This is a genomic window from Endozoicomonas sp. ALD068 (assembly GCF_049310145.1).
Taxonomy (GTDB): Bacteria; Pseudomonadota; Gammaproteobacteria; order Pseudomonadales; family Endozoicomonadaceae; genus Endozoicomonas_A.
On sequence record NZ_JBLYNU010000004.1, the window covers coordinates 1,470,471 to 1,489,718 of the forward strand.

Below are 19,248 nucleotides of genomic sequence, written 5' to 3' on the forward strand. Positions count from 1 at the left end.
TAAGCCTGGACTCTGTATTAATACTTATTCATTAACGAGACCAGAGTGTTTTTATAGAATAGGTGATCTTTTCTGTCTATTGTTCCTCTGGTGCTTTTGGCCAGAGTTGAAGTCCTGACTTCTGAGCCATTCACAGGCGGGGTTTTGCAACGGCCTTTGTAAACCGAAGGGATGAATTAGCTCAGGTTATGGAGTCAATAAAATGGCCAGAGTTGTTATGACAGCCAAGCCAGTAGTCAACAGGGTTGTAACTTCTGAAGAACTGGCGATCGCGCCGTTAATGCAAGTCGTGTCAGTAATAGCAGCAGGGGATGCGGTTGCTGCCTGGCAGCTGTACGACTCAAACAGGAACTGGCCTTCGACGTTGATCAGTCCGCTGCAGGCAGTCGCCGTGGAGCCATTTATAGCCGTCCAGGTATTCATGATATGACCGATTGAAAACGGAATAGATGTTGCCATGACAGCTGCAGAGCCTGAAGTGGGCATTGCAACGGTTGAACTGACGAAGCCTTGGCACTCACCTGCCAGTCCAGGTTCTAATGGATCTTCAGCTTTCAGGATGAATTGCGGTTGAAGTTGTTGCCAGGGTTTAACTGCCTGCAGTTGATTACAAGCCAGAGCCAGCGCAAGGGGTGTGCTGACGGCTATAGCCGTCCCTGTTACATAGATCTTATTGCCGACCAGATTAAAGAGAGGACGTTCTGCGTCGGTATCTGCAAAACCAGTAAGAACAAAACCTCGTTGAGGTTGTCCTTCGACAATGTAAATCACCAGTGTATTTCTGAAAACATCCATACTGGCTCCGGGTCCAAGATTAAACTCACCTGCGTCTGCCATTTCGCCCACGAACCGATTCCCAATAACTGCGACCCTCTTTGAATGGTTCATGATGTTGGGAAGATTAATATAGACCCCTTCCTCGGGAATAGTACCGTGGTGCATCGCACTGGTGGGGTCAACTCTGAGCGTGTTATTTTCGAACAGCAGACCCGGGCCGGGCCGTGTGGTATTGTCCGATGCATTCAGGGGTTCTTTGCAATCAATATAAACTGCAGCCAATTCAGGAAGAAAGAAAACGTTGTTTTCTACAATCAATCTCCGGTTATAGCACTCTGCGAAAACAATGGTGTTAACCGGCCTGTGGTGCTTAGGTCCGGTGGTCAGGAAAGTAATGTGTTTTATATGACTGTCTCTTGTTTTTTCAAACTGAAAGTTGTCAGTGGTTCCAGCCCTGATCATCTCTTTCTTTTTATAATTTGAATGAAACGTAATGACGATTATAAAACCGTCATCAGCAGCCCCGAGAATGTCGTGACCGTCCTTTAAAACTATCTCTCTGCCAATAAAGTACTTAACCGGGATTTTACCTGTCGCTGGGGTAACGGTCGGGGCCGTGGTATTGGAAGAGAGCAATATAACGGTGTTTTCGGGAATCTGTTTTATCCGCTCACCTAAATCATCTGCAGGGTCGGCCGTGAGAACAATACACTGTCGTCCGCTGACAAGTTTACTGTACTGGTTTAGTCGTTGCCTAACCCCCGTCGTCTGTTCTTTAAGACTGTTGCACGCTCTTGGAAGGCTCGTTGTGGCTGAAGATTGAGTCGTTATCCGGGCCTTTAAACTCAAAGTATGAAACAGGAATACAGGGGCGATTAACCAGATCGTATAATGCTGCAACTTAGTCATTTTATGAGCCCTTTTAAAAGAGTGGATAGGAAGTCCGGGCGCTGCGTTTAAACTTGCCGTCAGTCTGTGCTCCTGATGGGACCTGCCGAGCCTGAAAGCAAGAGAGCCAGAGTAAGTGAATTCATGCCTCTGGCTTTTAAACCGAAGGGACGGATTCTCTCGGGTTACAGATTCAACAATAGTGTCAGGGTGGTTATGACACCCAAACCCGTTGTTACTGAGGTTGTAGCTGTTGATGAATCGGGGTCTATGTCAGCGGCAGGCCTGCTGCTGTTGCCTGGAGATAGTGTAGTCGTTTTCAGGCAGTCTTCCCGGCCAAAGAAGAACTGTCCTTCAAAGTTGGTCAGTCCACTCAGGGCCTTGATCCTGCAGTCACTGATGGCTGTCCAGCTATTCTCGATCTGGCTGATTGTATAGGAACCGGTAGTGGGTGTTGGCATAACTAAGGTTGAACTCACGAAGTTTTTGCACTTACTTACAAGTTGAAATGGATCAGCGGCTTTCAGGGTGAATTCTTTGTATAGTTGTCGCCAAGGGCTGGATCCCTGCAGGTGGTTACAAGCCAGGGCCAGTTCAAGGGGTGGACTGACGGCCAGAGCCATTCCTGTTACCTGGATCTGGTTGCCTGCCAAATTATAGAGTGGACGTTCTGCATCACTTTCTGAATGACCTTTGAGAACGAAACCACTCCTTTGTGTTATTCGAAGGCCAGTGGTGTCGCGAACAGTGGGGCCAGCATTGGTAATGTTGACCGTGTTTCTGAAGACATCCATACTGGTTCCGGGTCCAAGTTCAAACTGACCTGCATCTGCTATTACGCCCAGAATTGTGTTCCCGGTAAGCGCGACTCTCTTTGACTGATTCTTGATGGCAGGAAGATTAATAAATATTCCTTCCCTGGGAATGGTGATTCTGTTGTCTATTGTGCTGATGATCTTACCGATAACTATGTTCTTGGTGAACAGCAAGCCAGGGCCCTGCTGCGAGTCATTGTCAGACGCATCCAGACTTTTTTTGCAATCAAGATCAACCGCAGACCAGTCAGGAAGATGAAATACATTGTCTTCTATAATCAGTCTCCGGTTATAGCACTCTGCGAAAAGAATGGTGTTAACGGGGTGCTGGTCCAGAGGCCCGGTGGGAAGGAAGGTAAGATGACTCAGACGATTTTCATGAGTTTTGCCAAAATGGAAGTTGTCAGTGGTTCCAACCCTGACCATATTTTTATCCCGAAAACGTTCCCAAAGCGAAATAACGATTTCAAAACCGTCATCAGCAGCCCCAAGAATGAACTGACCGTTCTTCAAAACTATTTCATTCCTAATATAATAGTGAATCCGGGTTTTACCCGTCACAGAGGGAGTGGTTGGCACAGAGGGGGTGGTTGGTGAAAACGTGTGTGAGGAAAGCAGTATAACTCTGTCATCCGGAAGCTGTTTTATCAACTCACTTAAATCTTCTGCAGGGTTAGCGCTGAGAACCGTGCAATGTCGTCCGCGAATCAGGTTGCCGTATTGGGCCACCCGTTGCTTAACCCCCGTCGTATGCTTCAACGCAGGCAATAGGACAGAGTCGCACTCGATCGGGTCAAGTTTATTAGGGCGATGAGCGCCCGGAACCTCCTGGTTCAGAGCCTGTAACAGAAACAAAGGAGTAATCAACCAGACCAGATAATGTTGCAGTTTGATCATGCTGGGTCATACTCCTGAACGCTGCAATTTTACTCATCTATTAATCAAAACCGGTTGCCACGCTTGCGTAGGGATGAATAAGCTCAGGTCAAGGAGATAACAATACGGCCAGAGTGGTTATGATTCCCAGGCCAGAAGTAGTCAACAGATTTGTGCCCGCTGACGAAGTGGGGACCATAGAGGTAATGATAGTCTTGACGGTATCATGAGTCCTGCTGTTAATGGATATCGTATCGGTAATAAAAAAAGCGTGGGTCATGGCAACTGTCAGGCAGTCTTCTCTGTTAAAGAAGAACTGACCTTCGAAGTTGAACAATCCGCTGCAGGCGTTGGCGGTGGAATCATGGATGGCGGTCCAGGTGTTCCTGATCTGGTTGATTGTATAGGATTTGTGTGTTGGCATGACAACGGTTGAGTATGGAGTTGGCCAGTCAAAGGTTGAGTTTGGTGTCGGCGTGCCAATGGTTGATTCCAGACCTGACATGACAGAGGTTGAGTTTGGAGTTGACATGCCAACGGTTGATCCCGGACTTGGCATGACAGAGGTTGAGTTTGGAGTTGACATGCCAACGGTTGATCCCGGACTTGGCATGACAGAGGTTGAGTTTGGAGTTGACATGCCAACGGTTGATCCCGGACTTGGCATGACAGAGGTTGAGTCTGGAGTTGACACGCCAACGGTTGATTCCAGACCTGGCACGACAGAGGTTGAGTTTGGAGCTGACATGCCAACGGTTGATTCCAGACCTGGCATGACAGAGGTTGAGTTTGGAGTTGACACGCCAACGGTTGATCCCAGACCCGGCACGACAGAGGTTGAGTTTAGCGTTGACACGCCAACGGTTGATTCCAGACCTGGCATGACAGACGTTGAGTTTGGCGTTGACATGTCAACGGTTGATACTGGAGCCTGTCTGGAAACGGTTGAGTCAGGAGTGAGCATGGCAATGGATGAACTCATCACACTTGGGCACTCTTTTCCCAGTGGCAATGGATTAGCAGATTTCAGGCTGAATTCTGGTTGAAGTTGTAACCAGGGACTGATTGCCCGCAGGTGATTGCAAGCCAGGGCCAGTTCAAGGGGGCCTCTGACGGTTATGGCGGCTGTTGTTGTCTTAATCTCATTGCCCGCCAGATTAAAGCGAGCAGGCTCTGAGTCGCTGTCTTTGTGACCTATGAGAGCAAAGCCTCCCAGCAATGATTGTCGTTGTCGACGGGCGCTGCGAAGTGTGATACCGATATTGGAAATGTAGACCCTGTTTCTGAAGACATCTAAATGGGCACCGGGTCCAAGAACAAATTCACCGGCTTCAGCCATTCTGCCCAGGAATCTGTTCCCAATAACCTTGAGCCTCTTTGACTGGTTCTGGATGGCTGGAAGGTTAATGTGTATCCCTTCCTCGGCAAAAAAGAGGCCGAACCGCGTTCTGATACCACTACCGATGATCAAATTATTCGCGAACAGGAGGCCCGGGCCCGTGTGATCATCATTGGCGGATGCATCCAGAGGTTTTTTGCAATCAAGGTCAACTGCCGTCCAATAAGGAAGAGAAAACTGGTTGTTTTCTATAATCAGATTTCGGTTATAGCACTCTGCTTTAACAATTGCGTATACTTGGCTGCGGTACCCGTGGCCTTTTGGCGTGAAAGTAACGTGCCTTATATGACTGCTTCTTGTTTTTTCAAACTGGAAGTTGTCACGGGTTCCAACCCTGACCATAAATTGCTTTTTATAACTTTGCTTAGGCGTAATGACTATTTCAAAACCTTTATCAGCTGCCCCAATAATGTCCTGACCGTCCTTCAAAACGATTTCACTATCAATAAGGTAGATAATCAGGGTATTACCTGTTGGGGGGATAACGGGTTGAATCGTCGTACGGGACGAGAGCAGTATGACAGTATTTTCAGGAATTTGATTGATCAGCTGAGCGGTATCCACCGTTGGGTCTGAAGTGAGAACAACACACTGTCGTCTACGAATAAATTCACTATTGTCGTCAAGCCATTGATGAACCCCCGTCGTTTGTCCTGAAAGAGAGGCGCAGTCTGTTGGAAGTGGCGGCTGAGTCGCTTGAGCTTCCGGATTCAGAGCCTGTAAAAGGAATACAGGAACGATTAAACGGGCTAAATAATACTGTGACTTGTTCATATTAAGGACTACTACCGATAAATCTAGATAGGAAGCCTAGACTCTGCATTTACAATTAGCCATCAGTCTCTTTGCCGGAGACATGACTTCAGATTAGTTTTTTAACAAAAGGAATAAAGAGGTCACGACGCCTAAAGCCGTTGCTGCGAGGTTTGTGCCCTCCGATGAAGGGGTAGATGGTGTGGTGGCAGGAGCAGAGGTCGAATTGATTGCCGGGCAGACTAGCGGGTCAAAGTTGAACTGACCATCGACGTAGGACAGTCCACTCAAGGCAGAAGCTGTGGAATTATTGATGGCAGTCCAGGTATTGACAATCTGACAGAGTCTGGGCGGCCGGGTCATTGCCATGGCAACGGTTGAATTTACCGAACTTTCGCACTCACCTGCCAGTGGTAACGGATCAGCAGCTTTGACGGGGTGTTGTTGTTTGTCTTGTTGCCAGGGTTTATAGGCCCGCAGGCGGTTACATGCCAGGGCTAGTTCAAGTTTTGCCTCGACACTTATAGCGGTGTCTGTTACATAAATCTGGTTGCCTGCCAGATTATAGAGAGGCGGTTCTGAAGCGCGTTCACTATGACCAATAAGAATGAAACCACCTTTTAGTATTTTTCCTCCTAAATTCATTTCTCTATGTGTCAAGCCTGAGTTGTCAATATCGATAATATTTCTGAAGATATCCATACTGCTTCCGGGTCCAAGACCAAAGCGACCCATGCTTCCCATCTTTCCCCGGGAAGTGTTCTCAATAACACTGACCCTCCCGGACTGGTTCTCGATGCCACGAAGATAGATTTTTAACGCATGCAGAGGGATATGCATGTGACCGTGAGCGTTGATTGAGTCGGCCAGTACTGTGTTATTGATGAAGTGCAGACCAGGGCCCGGACGCAAATGATTGGCAGCTGCATCGAGAGGTTCTGTGCACTCAAGTCTGACTCCGATCCAGTTTGGGAGATAAAATACGTTGTTGTCCAGAAACAATCTGCGGTTAGAGCACTGAGCGAAGATAATCGTGTGAATGGGTGAGCTGTTGTCAGGTAGAATGGGTTGGAACGTAATGTGCTTTATATGACTGTCTCTTGTTTCTCCAAACTGAAAATCATCATAGGAACCCATCTTGAGCATATAATTTTGTCGGAAACTTGGCCAAGGCGAAATAACGATTTCAAAACCGTCATCAGCAGCCCCTATAATATCCTTACCACTTTTTATAAGTATTGGACTGTCAATGAAGTAGTTAACCGGTTTTTTACTTGTTGAAGGGGTCATGAAGGGAGTAGGCGTCACTCCATGGATAATGTTGGAGGAGAGCAGTATCACGCTGTTTTCAGGAGCTCGATTAATCAGCTCTGCGGTATCTTCTATCGGATCGGCACTGAGGACAATGCACTGTCGTCCACGAACAAGGTCATTATACTGGTTGAGCCGTTGCTGAACCCCCGTCGTTTGTCCTGTAAGAGTGTCACACAATGTTGATGGCAAGGATGTTGTGGTTGCAGGCTGAGTTGTCTGGGCGAACAGGCTCAGGGCTTGTATCAGAAATGCAGTAACGATTAACCGAGCTGTAGAACGCTGCAACTTAATCATTTTCAGGGTTCCTCGGGAAGGTCGTTAAAAAGCCTAGACGCTGTATTTGTAGTTATCCATTGGTCTGTGTTGAGAAAGTACAACTTGTTTCCATGCTCTGCTTATCCGAAAACCGGTCTCAATAACTTGAGATAGCCTGTTGTTTCAAACTCCGGATCCCATAGAGCCTGAAAGGGAACCAGAGTTTTCTAAAAGCCTGCCTGAACCGGAAGGGTGAATCAGCTCAGATTAATTAGTGCACATCACAGCCACGAGGGTCAGGAGAAAACACACACTAAAAAATTGGACGGTATGCTCTGGTAATCTACCGCAGTTCATGCAGATACTTTCAGTGGTAGTGCTACTGTCAGTTTTATTATTACTGCCAGTTTTAGTGGGACTGTCAGTTTTGCGGGTTCTGGAAACAAAGGATCGAGTGAAGGACTGGCAGTTTTCTGAGTCATAGAAGAGCTGGCCTACATAGTTTTCCAAACCGGAGCAAGCCGTATCAGAGGAATAATGTGTCGCCGTCCAGGTATTATCAGCCCGGTTGTTTTTATGTGGAGTTGGCATAACATCGTTTGAACTCACAAGGTTTTCACACTGTCTTCCAATATCACCAAATGTTGCAGGGAGTGCCTTGAATTTGTATTGCGGTTGCATTTGCCACCATGCATTGAAGGCTTGCAGCTGGTTGCAAGACATAGACAGTTCAATCAGTCCCCCGATAGTTATAGCTGTTGCTGTCACCTGGATCTTATTGCCAACCACATTAAAGAGAGGCGTTTTTGCACTGATATCGGTATGACCTAAAAGAGCAAAACCACCTCTGCGGTAAGCGGGGCGACCAATGCTGCCGTAATTGCGAATATCAACCGTGTTTTTGAAAATCTTTATATCGCTTCCGGAGCCAGGTTTAAACGCACCTGCCTCTGCCATTTTGCCCCGGATTGTGTTCCCGGTAACAGTTAATGCCTCTTGCTGATTTCTGATGGCAGGCAAATTAATAGATAGGCCTATTTCGGGAACAAGCGTTTTGGTGAGCTTTTTGAAGTTTGTACCTATGAGTGTGTTTCCGGCGAACAGCAGGCCCGGCCCCTGGTGTTTGTCATTGTCTGATGCATCCAGAGATTCTTTACAATCAAGGACAAGTGAAGCCCGGAGAGGAAGGTGAAATACGTTTTCTTTTAAAATGAGTTTCCGGTTATAGCATTCTGCGAAAACAATGGAGTCAATTGAGGGGGAGCCATTTTCCCGATTGGGCTGGAAAGTAAGGTGTCTGATGTGACTGTCTTCGGTTTCGTCAAACCTGAAGTTGTCAGTGGTTCCGACCTTAACGAAATGTTTATCTACAAATCCCGGCCGATCTCTGATGACGATTTCATGGCCATCATCAGCCGCCCCAAGAATGACTTGACCGTTTTTTAGACGTATTTCACTGCCAATAAGGTACTCAACCCGGACTTTGCCCGAGACAGGGTAACCTGATGGAGAAGGCGTCTTCACAGCAGTTTCGGAGGAGAGCAGTATCACGGTGTTTTCAGGAATTTGATTGATCAGCTGATCTGCATCCACTGTCGGGTCGGCACTGAGAACAGCGCACTGCCGACCGCGAACGAGGCTTTTATGCTCGATAAGGCGACTCTGAACCCCTGACGTCTGCCCCGAAATAGCCTCGCAGGACATCGTCGGAGGGGGTGTTGAAGGAGAAGGGGGTTCGGGTATAGTCGATTGAGTTGTCGTTTGGGCATGGAGACCCAGAGCCTTTATAAGAAACACAGGCGCGATTAATCGGGTTAAATTATGAATCACTTTAAAAACTTCCGGAAATCCTAAAATAAGGAAGCCTAGACTCTGCATTTATAACTATCCATTAATATTATTCGATCTCATGTAATTCGATCATGAAAAAATTGGCAAGAACGTATCGGTTCCCAGGTTGCGGCTCACAGGGCCTGAAAGCATGGGAGCCAGGGTTCTGCAATGCTGTTTTGCGGGGAATGATGGTGTCAAAAGGATGAATTAACTGAGGTTACAGATTCAACCATATGGCCAGACTAGCCAAAACACCCAAACCAGTAATCTTTGCGGTTGTTCCCGCTGCTTTAGTTGGGGCCAGAAGGGAACTGGATGTTGTATCAGCAACAGAGACAGAAGAAGCAGAAGCAGAAGCAGAAGCATAACGTAAAGTGAATGGTTGGCAGATTTCTGAGTAAAAAAAGAACTGACTCTTGGAGTTAACCAGACCGGCACAGGCAGTGGACGAGGAATTGTTTATGGGAGTCCAGGTATTTGCAAACCGGATGCTTCCATGTGTAGTGGGAGTTGGTATGGCAACCGTTGAATTTACAGCGGGAGTTGACATGGCAACGGTTGAATTTGCAGTGGGAGTTGACATGACAGTCGTTGGGCCCACAAGGCTACCGCACACTCCTGACACTTTTTCCAAAGGTGCCGGCATTGCTCTAATGCTGGATTGTTTTAAGGGTTGCCACCATGGATTGAAGGCCTGCAGTTGGTTACAAGCCAGAGTCAGTCTAATGTGTCCCCTGACGTTTATAGCGGTCTGTGTTACCTTGATTTGATTGCCTGCCAGGAAAAAAACAGGCAGTTTTGAAGGGCTATGTGCAGGCCCAACCAGAACGAAACCTCCTTTGCGAGCAGAGCTTCGAATTGTGAGGCCAGCATTGAATATATTGACAATGTTATTGAAGACATTGATTTTAGATCCGGGTGCAAGTCTGAACTCAGCCGCTTGTGCAATATAGTACTCAAATGTGTTGCCAATAACCGATAGTCGATCTGACTGGTTAATAATAGAAGGAAGATTAATAAATATCCCTTGTTCCTGAGTAACATAGTAAAAAGTATAATCGGGAATCCAGCTGTATTTTCCTCCAGAGATTTTGTTATTAACGAACAGCAAGTTTGGGCCCGGGTTCCGGGTTGAGTCAGAGGCATCGAAGGATTTTTTGCAATCAAGAGCGAAGGCGGCCCTTGCAGGACTCATGAATAGGTTATCTTCTACGATCAGCTTCCGGTTGAAGCACTCTGCAAAAACAATGGAGTCAATGGGATGGTGAAAACTTTTCTGCCATGGCGAGAAAGCAAGGTGTCTTATATGGCTGTCTTTCGTTTCTTCAGGTTTGAAGCTTTCAGGGTATCCAACTCTGAGTATGTGTTTGTATTCAAAATATGACCGATCCCTGATGACAATCTCAAAACCGTCATCAGCCGCTCCAATAATGTCCTGACCGTTTTTCAAAACTATTTCAGTGTCAACAAAGTACACAGCCGGCGTTTTATCTGTCACGGGGAAAGGGGACGGAGAAAGTGTCGCGCCAGGTGCAGTGGCGGAGGAGAGCAAGATAACGGTGTTCTCCGGGATCTTTTTTACCAACCTACCTAAATCCTCTGATGGGTCGACACTGAGAACAACGCACTGTTTTCCATTAACAAGTTCTCTGTATTGCTTCAGCCGTTGCTCAACCCCTGACGTCTGTCCCATGAGAGTGTTGCAAGGTGATATCTGAAGGCATGATATATAAGAAGAGACTATCGGCACATGGGCCTGAAGAATCAGAGCTTGCAAAAGGAATAAAGGCGCGATCAATCTGGTCAGATAATCTGGCAGCTTGTTCATGTTTCGGGCTCTTTAGGGATATCTGTGGGTCATTGAACCCACAAGACCTGAAAGCACCTGAACCAGAGTTTTGCAACAGACGCTATGTGGGGAATGATCGCCTCGAAAGAATTCGCTCAGGTTATAGATTCAACCATATGGCCAACGTAGCCAAAACACTCAAACCAGTAATCTCTGCGGTTGTTCCCGCTGCCGTAGTTGGGACCAAAAGGGAACCGGACGTTGTATTAGCAACAGAAGCAGAAGCCAGAGTGAATAGTTGGCAGATTTCTTTACGAAAAAAGAACTGACCCTCGAAGTTAACCAGACCGGTACAGGGAGTTGACGAGGAATCGTTTATGGGAGTCCAGGTATTTGCAAACCGGGTGCTTCCATGTGTAGTGGGCGTTGGTATGGCAATCGTTGAATTTACAGCGGGAGTTGACATGACAACGGTTGAATTTGGAGTGGGAGTTGACATGACAGCGTTTGAATCTGGAATGGGAGTTGACATGGCAAGGGTTGCATTCGGACTGGAAGCCGACACAACAGCGGATGTTGACATGACAGCCGTTGAATCTGGGGTGGGCGTTGACATAACAAAGGTTGAATTTGTACCAGATATTGGCATGACAGAAGTTGGACCCACAAGGCTACTGCACACTCCTGACACCTGTCCCAAAGGTGCTGGCATTGCTTTAATGCTGAATTGTTTTAAGGGTTGCCGCCACGGGTTGACGGCCCGCAGGTGGTTACAAACCAGAGTCAGTCCAAGCTGTCCCCTGACGGTTATAGCGGTTCGTGTTACCTTGATTTGATTGCCAGCCAGGAAAAAAACAGGCAGCTTTGCAAGGTCATATGTTGGCCCAACCAGAACGAAACCTCCTTTTTGAGTGGTGCTGCGAGTTATGGGGCCAACATTGGATATATTGATAATGTTATTGAAGACATTGATTTTAGATCCGGGGGCAAGTCTGAACTCAGCCGCTTCTGCAATATCGTCCTCAAATCTGTTTCCAATAACCGATAGCCGACCTGACTGGTTAATGACAGAAGGAAGATTAATAAATATTCCTTGTTCCTGAATAACATGGGAATAAATTCTGTCCATAATCGAGGTGTATTTTCCTCCATAGATTTTGTTATTAGCGAACTGCAGGTGTGGGCCAGGGGGGTGGGTTGGGTCAGAGGCATCGGAAAATTCTTTGCACTCAAGCTTGAAGGCGGCCTTTGCAGGAGTGCGGAATAGGTTATCTTCTATGATCAGCTTCCGGTTGAAGCACTCTGCAGAAATAATAGAGTCAAGGGGAAGGCGTGGATTATTCAGTGATGGCCAGAAAGTAAGGTGTCTTATATGGCTGTCTTTGGTTTCGTCAGGTTTGAAGCTTTTAGGGTATCCAACTTTAAGTAAGTGTTTGTGATTGAAAGTTGACCGATCCCTGATGACAATCTCAAAGCCGTCATCAGCTGCTCCAATAATGGACTGACCGTCTTTCAAAACTATTTCACTGTCAACAAAATACTCAACCGAGGTTTCAGCTGCCTGGGTAGCGGGAGAAAGCGTTGCGCTGGGTGCAATACTGGATGCGGGGGTAGCGGGAGAAAGCGTTGCGCCGGGTGCAGTTTTGGAGGAGAGGAAGATAAAGGTGTCCTTTGGAATCTGTTTTATTAAATCACCTAAATCCTTTGAAGGGTCGTGATCGAGAACAATGCACTCTTCTCCATTAACCAGTTTCCTGTATAGATTTAGCCGTTTTTCAACCCCACTCGTTTGTCCCGTGAGAGTGTCGCATGTCGAAAGGCTTGATGTAGTAGGAGAGACTGTCGGCATCTGGGCCTGAAGAATCAGAGCTTGCAAAAGGAATAAAGGCGCGATCAATCGGGCCAGATAATATTGCTGCTTGATCATGTTCCCGGCTCCTGGCGAGTCTAGATAGGAAGCCTAGACGCTCCATTAATAGTTGGCCATTATCAGGTATTAAGAAAATAAACAGGACTTCCCTTTAATCGTTCCCATGTTCCCGGAATGCCTGCGAGGATAAACAGGCTCTGGTTATAGATTCAACAATATGGCCAGAGTGGTCATGATGCCCAGAGGGGTTGCCACTGTAGCTGTAATTGTTGATGAGGGAGGGACTGCTGTCGTGCTGGTATCGGGAGCAGAATGGGAAATGACAGGCTGGCAGACTTCTGTAGCAAACAAAAACCGACCCTCGAAGTTGACCAGACCCTTACAGGCAGTGAAGAAGGAACCGTTGATGGCAGTCCAGGTATTGGCAAACCGGCTGCTTATTGCAGGTGGAATGGATGTTGACCTGTCATGGGCTGAACCTGAAGAAGTGGGCCTGACAGTCGTTGAACTCACTATGTCATTGCACCATTCTGGTTCTCTTCCCGAGGGCAATGGCAGTGCTTTCAGGCTGAATTGTTTTTGGGGTTGCCACCATGGATTAACTGCCTGCAGGTGATTACAAGCCATTATCAGGCCGAGCTGCCCCCTTACGATGATAGCTGTCCGTGTTACCCTGATCTGATTGTCAGCCAGTAAAAAAACAGGGGGGATTTCCGTGTTATCTGCAGGCCCCGCGAGAACGAACCCCCCTTTGCGAACAGAGTTGTGCTCTGTGTCGCCCTCATTGGAAATGCTGATAGTGTTATTGAAGACCTCCATGCGGGTCCCGGGTCCAAGCGTGAACTCAGCCGCTTCTGCAATATAACCTTCGAATATATTCCCGGAAACAGCTATCTTGTCCTGCTGATTCACGATGCCAGTAAGATTAATAAACAGGCCTTGGTCGGGAATAACATAGGGAAAAAGTTTGTCGCTAATCGAGTCGAACTTTTCACCGATGATCTTGTTATCTGCAAACTGCAACTCTGGGCCCTGGAGCCATTTGACAGATGCATCCAGATTTTTTTCGCAAGCAATAATAACGGCGGCCCGGAAAGGAGGCTTATGTAAATCATTTACATCAATAATTTCGGCCAGGATAGGGGGATAAAATACATTGCTTTCTACAATCAGTTTTCGGTTATAACACTCTGCGTAAATAATGGATTTAATGGAGTCGCGCTTTTTTTTTCGGGTGGGCCGAAAAGTAATGTGTTTTATATTGCTGTCGTCTGTATGGGCGGGCTGAAAGTTGGCAGATCCAAACCTGAGCAGATATTTGCCTTCAAATACTGGCCGATCCCTGATGACGATCTCAAAGTCGTCATCAGCTGCGCCAATAATGTTCTGACCATTCTTTAAACGTATTTCATGGTCAGCAAAGTACACAACCGGCGTTTTGCCCTTCAAAGAGGTAGCTGTTGGCGAGGGTGTCACGATAGGGTCAGTATTGGATGAGAACAATATGACGGTGTTCTCGGGAAACTGCTCTATTAACTCACTTAAATCTTTTAAGGGGTTGGCACTGAGAATAACGCACTGCTGTCCCTTAACAAGTTTGCTGTGCTGGTTCAGTCGTTTTTGTACTCCTTTCGTCTGCAGTGCAAGATTCGTCGGCTTCAGAAGATCGTCGCAGGGTGTCGTCTTATTTATGGCAGAAGGGGTTGCTGTTGAAGATTGTAATCTTGTTTGAGCCTGGGTATTCAGGGCCTGAAACAGTAATACAGGCACAATTAAACGTGCCAGATATTGCTGTAGCTTCATCATGCTCTGAACTCCTGAGAAATTTACCGAAGCCTAGACGCTACATGTATGGTTAGCCATTGATCGAGGTTAAGAAAACGGTGCGGTTTTCCAACCACTCCAGCCACCGACCGGCACATCTGTTCTGTATTTCTTATACCAATCGTATTTTCTAACTCCCGCAATGAGCATGGAGATTTGAGCCTTAAGACAAGGCGGCGTGAGGAGTCATAGCCTTAGCTATGGCGACGATCGCCAACGCAGGATTAAGGCTCAAATCTTCAGCGCAATAGGGAGTTAGAAAGTTCGATTGGTATTACAGGTTCGAAGAGCAAAGCCTGTGCTTTGGCCTTATCCATTGTCCATCTGGGCAATTTGTGAAAAAAGATCTATGTCAATAGCCAGATATAATAAGTACCTAACCAGTTGGTTTCGCATATTCTGGACGGCGGCTTTTTCCATCCTTCTGCGTTCCAACTCTGGTTGCGTAGCTATGGCTACGCGCCCGTCGTTGCGCCTTGAAGGATGAAAAAATCCACTCGCCAGAATATGCGAAACCAACTGGCCAGGTACTTAAGACAAATGTTGTTCTTAAAATGGGGCTCCAGCCCATTTTTGGTGCGTTTCATTAGCTGACAAATCAACCTCTACTCTGGAGCCTGAAAGTCTTGTCGGTTATTGTGGCTTTGGTGCATGAAAATCTACGAATTCATCTTTCCCTAAAGCCGTTCAATGTAAAAAATCCCACATCTATTTCAAACTATTTTAATTGTTGGAAATATTTTTCCTAACTTATTAACTATCAGTTTTTATAACTGAAGTTACACGACTAATTACTCAAACATTCTGTCATTGAAGATGCGTTTGATTTTTTATTAATTTTTATAGATATGGCTTACTCATTATTATGAAAAGTTCATGTGCAACTATTTGTTATCCGTCGTATAAAATACGATGTTTTTTATCGGTTTTTTTTCTGGCATTCTGCGCTCTGTCTCTTTCCGCTTATAGTGTCGGCAGTGGCGCTTCCCCAGACACGACTACGCCCCCACCAGACACCCCGACTGATACGACTGCTCCCTCACCTGATAATCTGACTGACACGACTGCTCCTCCACAAAGCACTCCGACCGGCCTGTTACCAAACAGTACTTCACCAGAGGCGATGACCAATCCCTGCAATAGCTTAAGTCATGAGCCTATTGCCTTTAAGGCCTGTAACGACTTCCTTAACAATGAAAAAGCTTCGCGGGGGCGTTTTTCTACGGCTGTGGTGGTCAGTAATGCCAGGGAACTGGATGAAGCCGTTACCGGCAAGTTCCCGGAAGGCAATCCGGATGCCAGCAGACTGGTTGTATTAAAAAATGAAGAATATCGCATCACCCGAGCACTGGATATTTCTCACAAAATAGCCTTGGTCGGAACCGTTAAAGACAACAAGTATCCAGTTATTCGTATCCATGATGAGTTCAAATCTGAAAACAATTCTATCGCTTATCTCCATCATGACTCGAAGGTAGCTGAAACCGGCTTCTACAGTTATCACATTCACTGGATCGCCAACCTCCCCTCTCCTGAAAACAATGGAGTCATTTATAGCGATTCCTATCGAGGTGAATTGCGGATTTATGAAAACAAATTCTCGGATGAATCATGGCAATGGACCAATCATTTTATTCAGTTAAAAAATGCCATTGGCGATGCGCTTATAGGAAACAACCATTTTGAAACCGATTATTTAACCGCCTCAGCTATTATGGCCCGTTGCGAGAGCACCCTTTGCAAAGGCGCAGAATCACAGCTGGAAGTTGTCAACAACCATTTTTATAGCAAGTTTACCAACAGCAGCGACCAACTGAAATTATTAGACGTTCTGGGTTACATGCGCTTCACGATCGCTGATAACCGGCAGGAGAACGAAGACGCAGCAGGCACCATTTATATAAAGGACCATCGCAATATAAAACACATGGCTGGTTACGTAAGGAATAACGTTGCCCATAAAGATGCACCTGAGCTTCAGCGCAGAATTATCGTCGAGTCTTCCCACTCTGCCGATCATGATCTGAGGGTTACCGGTGAGCTTATTGTTCGCGACAATGATCACTACACTTTTCATGAAGCCGGACTTCCCCCGAGATTTATTGATTACTTCCCGGGCAAACAGGTTATTATGCCTTCACAGACAACTGCAGCGTCATCGACGGTAAAAGCGGCCTCATCAGTCAGTGTGTCTCCTGATGCCATTACGCCAACCGGTTCACTGATAGCTGCCACCGCCTCTGTTCGCCCGCTGCCTGCAAAAACGGAACCCTGTAACGATATCCGGGATCATCCAACCGCATTTGCTACTTGTAAGGCATTTCTGCAAAACGAACTGGCCTCGGGGCCTGCTGCCAATAAGCCTGCCTTTTCACATGCCTTTGTGGTTGCAACGGTTGCGGAGCTGCTCAAGGCCATCAATAAAACGATTGGCGAGGATGGCAGGGCTATTCGCGGTAGAATTATTTTATTGAAACCGGGTGATTATGAACTGCCAGGGGAGATGAGAATCAGTCAGCGGACTGCAATGGTTGGTTTAGAAGGTAGAGCTGTTGGGCTGCCTGTAATAAAGCCATCGGGTCATCACTTCTATAGTCCCAGCCATAGAGGAAACCCTTCATTGCTGTACCTGAGTACTAGCCACGATTCTTCGGATGCCGGTTTTTACAGTTGGAATCTGGAGTGGCAAACCCAGCGGCCTTTCAGTTCTGATGGACATCCATTTAAATCTCATATCTCTGCAAAAAGTTATAGCGGGGATATACGGATTTACCAAAACCGCTTCAGTCATTATGAATCAAGGATCCGGTCTGAACATGCTGTAGCACTGGAAGATAACCCGGGTTATAAGTATTACATTGGTCATAGTACGTTTGATTCATCGTTAACACCGGTTAGTGTGATCAGGTCCAGTGCCAGCGCAAATCCTCAGGCTGCTATTGAGGTCGACAGTAATGTTTTCGCTACTGCCCGTAGTACGGATCTTTCGCAACCCAGTGCTATCGCTCTTTCTGATTACCAACACCTGAAAATTAACAACAACCTTCAGGCAGACCGTCATGCTGCAGGTGCGATAAAGCTTAAATTTGCAAATTACCAGCATATCGAAAGTGCTTCCATAAAAAACAATACCGCCAACAAAGATGCACCGGAAGATGCAAGAGTTATTGAGCTAAAACTTGAGAAGAGCCTTTTTGACCCTGCAAAGGTATACGGTGATGTGAATGTATACAGAAATGATTACTATGGGTTAAAGATTCTGGATTTTACTAATTATAGCTACACTGCAGGCCTTGAAGTGTCTACTTCAACGCCAACTTCGCTGACGCCTTCGCAGTCTATTCAGACTGCCTCGGTAACGGACAGCTATAAACCCTTTGAGTTGGGTGCAAACAAAACCACTGTCGTATCATCTGCCACAGCGAGCTTGACACCGACCACTTCCCCCGTGTTCAGCAGCCTATGTGATCAGCGGACCGATGCAGACAAGGCTCAGCTCTGTCAGCAACTTCTGAATGAGCTTCAGAAAGAGGGGGTAAAGACTACGTTTTCTGAAGTAGTGATTGTAAAAAACATCGGGGAACTGCTCTACGCAGTAGACACGGCTTCAGAGTCTGGCAAGGTTATTTTGCTTGAAGCAGGCAGTTATGAACTGAATAGGCCACTGCGTATGCTCTGGCCCGTGGCACTGGTCGGTGTTGGCAATACGGTGATTAAGCAATCCATTGATTATCCTGCCGAGGCAGAATCACTGGTTCTGCTGGATAGTAACAGTTCAGCTCAGGGTTTCTTCAGCAAAGGTATAACCTGGGATATTTCCGCTGTAGACAATATCCGGGGCAAGCCTCTCTACACGGCAGTCAAGGCGGTCGACTATCGTGGAAAACTCCTGATGAGTAGTGATGAGTTTCAATATAACGTCAACAGGGAGAACGAAAAAGCACCTTCACACTATGTTGAGGTACAGGACTCATCAGGTGATGTGATAATTACTGGCAGTACGTTTTTTTCCGGAGGTCTGACAAAGGCCGCCATTTATGCCGATTGTAAAAATTGCCTGGAAGAAGTCCAGAAGATGGATATTTCCGGTAACCGCTTTACAGACTCAAATTCTGGCGAGTCTGCACCGGCTGCTATTGATGTCCGTCACTACAGAATCCTGAAAGTTCGTAAGAATGTTCAGGAGACCGAGTCTGTTTCGGTGAACATCAGTGTTGTACTGCCAAATAATAATGACGATATCTATGCTTTTGTCGCTGACAACATTGCCATGGGTTCAGCTATTGACGAGAAGAAAACCATTGATGTCACGGTTGCCAGACTGGCTAAAGAGCCTGCCAGAATTGATGGCCTGGTTCAGGTGTACAGTAACCGTTGCTTCTCCGTTAACCTCGATGAAATACCTTCTGATATTCTTGAGTTTGCAGAGGGTAACTGTAGCGCTTTGCCCAATATTCAGGCCTTGAGAGGGTCTCCGACACCTTCACACAATGGTCTGAGCACGGGCCAATGGGTCGGCATAGGGTTCGCTGTCGGTGCAGCTGCTGTATTCGGCGGGTGTGGTCTCTATGGTCTTACCAATCTGCCTGGACATGGGAGAGCCTGGTCGTTCTTTATCTTACCCAAAACCCTTGCACTGGCTGCCACTGCAAAAGTGCTTGCATGGTGTAACCAACGCAAATGGGGCAGTTTAAGTGAGGATGATGCAGTCAGTTTTTCGCCATCCGAAGGCGTAGAAATGAAAACAGGTTTGACGAAAGATCCTGAAATGAATTTGGGCGAAAGCGAAGGTGATCAATTCCCTTTGATTGAAAATCCGATAATGGAACCTGAGCTGTAAGTTTGATTGAGAGGG

Annotated in this window: 9 protein-coding genes; 1 reads left to right on the plus strand and 8 read right to left on the minus strand. The window is 46.7% G+C overall.

What is annotated here, in order from left to right:
- Positions 1-186 precede the first annotated feature (186 nt).
- The 8 genes from ACO6V5_RS05090 to ACO6V5_RS05125 all read right to left on the minus strand — a co-directional run bounded on the left by ACO6V5_RS05090 (position 187) and on the right by ACO6V5_RS05125 (position 14,375).
- Entirely contained in the window at positions 187-1,686 is a 1,500-nt protein-coding gene (locus ACO6V5_RS05090; RefSeq protein WP_422412905.1) for a hypothetical protein, read from the minus strand.
- Positions 1,687-1,850: 164 nt separating this feature from the next.
- Complete coding sequence (locus tag ACO6V5_RS05095; RefSeq protein ID WP_422412903.1) at positions 1,851-3,377, minus strand: hypothetical protein; 1,527 nt, start codon at positions 3,375-3,377, stop codon at positions 1,851-1,853.
- Positions 3,378-3,465: 88 nt separating this feature from the next.
- On the minus strand, positions 3,466-5,529 hold the full coding sequence (locus tag ACO6V5_RS05100; protein WP_422138152.1) for a hypothetical protein: 2,064 nt from the start codon (positions 5,527-5,529) through the stop codon (positions 3,466-3,468).
- Positions 5,530-5,622: 93 nt separating this feature from the next.
- Entirely contained in the window at positions 5,623-7,116 is a 1,494-nt protein-coding gene (locus ACO6V5_RS05105) for a hypothetical protein (RefSeq protein WP_422412901.1), read from the minus strand.
- A 228-nt stretch (positions 7,117-7,344) separates the two neighbouring features.
- Complete coding sequence (locus ACO6V5_RS05110) at positions 7,345-8,907, minus strand: hypothetical protein (RefSeq protein WP_422412899.1); 1,563 nt, start codon at positions 8,905-8,907, stop codon at positions 7,345-7,347.
- Between the two features lie 220 nt (positions 8,908-9,127).
- Positions 9,128-10,738, minus strand: coding sequence for a hypothetical protein (locus tag ACO6V5_RS05115; protein ID WP_422412897.1), 1,611 nt, complete (start codon positions 10,736-10,738; stop codon positions 9,128-9,130).
- Between the two features lie 121 nt (positions 10,739-10,859).
- Entirely contained in the window at positions 10,860-12,626 is a 1,767-nt protein-coding gene (locus ACO6V5_RS05120) for a hypothetical protein (RefSeq protein ID WP_422412895.1), read from the minus strand.
- Between the two features lie 144 nt (positions 12,627-12,770).
- Positions 12,771-14,375 carry a hypothetical protein gene (locus ACO6V5_RS05125; RefSeq protein WP_422412893.1) on the minus strand — a complete coding sequence of 535 codons (1,605 nt, stop codon included), beginning with the start codon at positions 14,373-14,375 and terminating at the stop codon, positions 12,771-12,773.
- An 883-nt stretch (positions 14,376-15,258) separates the two neighbouring features.
- Between ACO6V5_RS05125 and ACO6V5_RS05130 the strand changes: the two genes are divergently transcribed.
- Entirely contained in the window at positions 15,259-19,233 is a 3,975-nt protein-coding gene (locus ACO6V5_RS05130) for a hypothetical protein (protein WP_422492064.1), read from the plus strand.
- Positions 19,234-19,248: the final 15 nt, after the last annotated feature.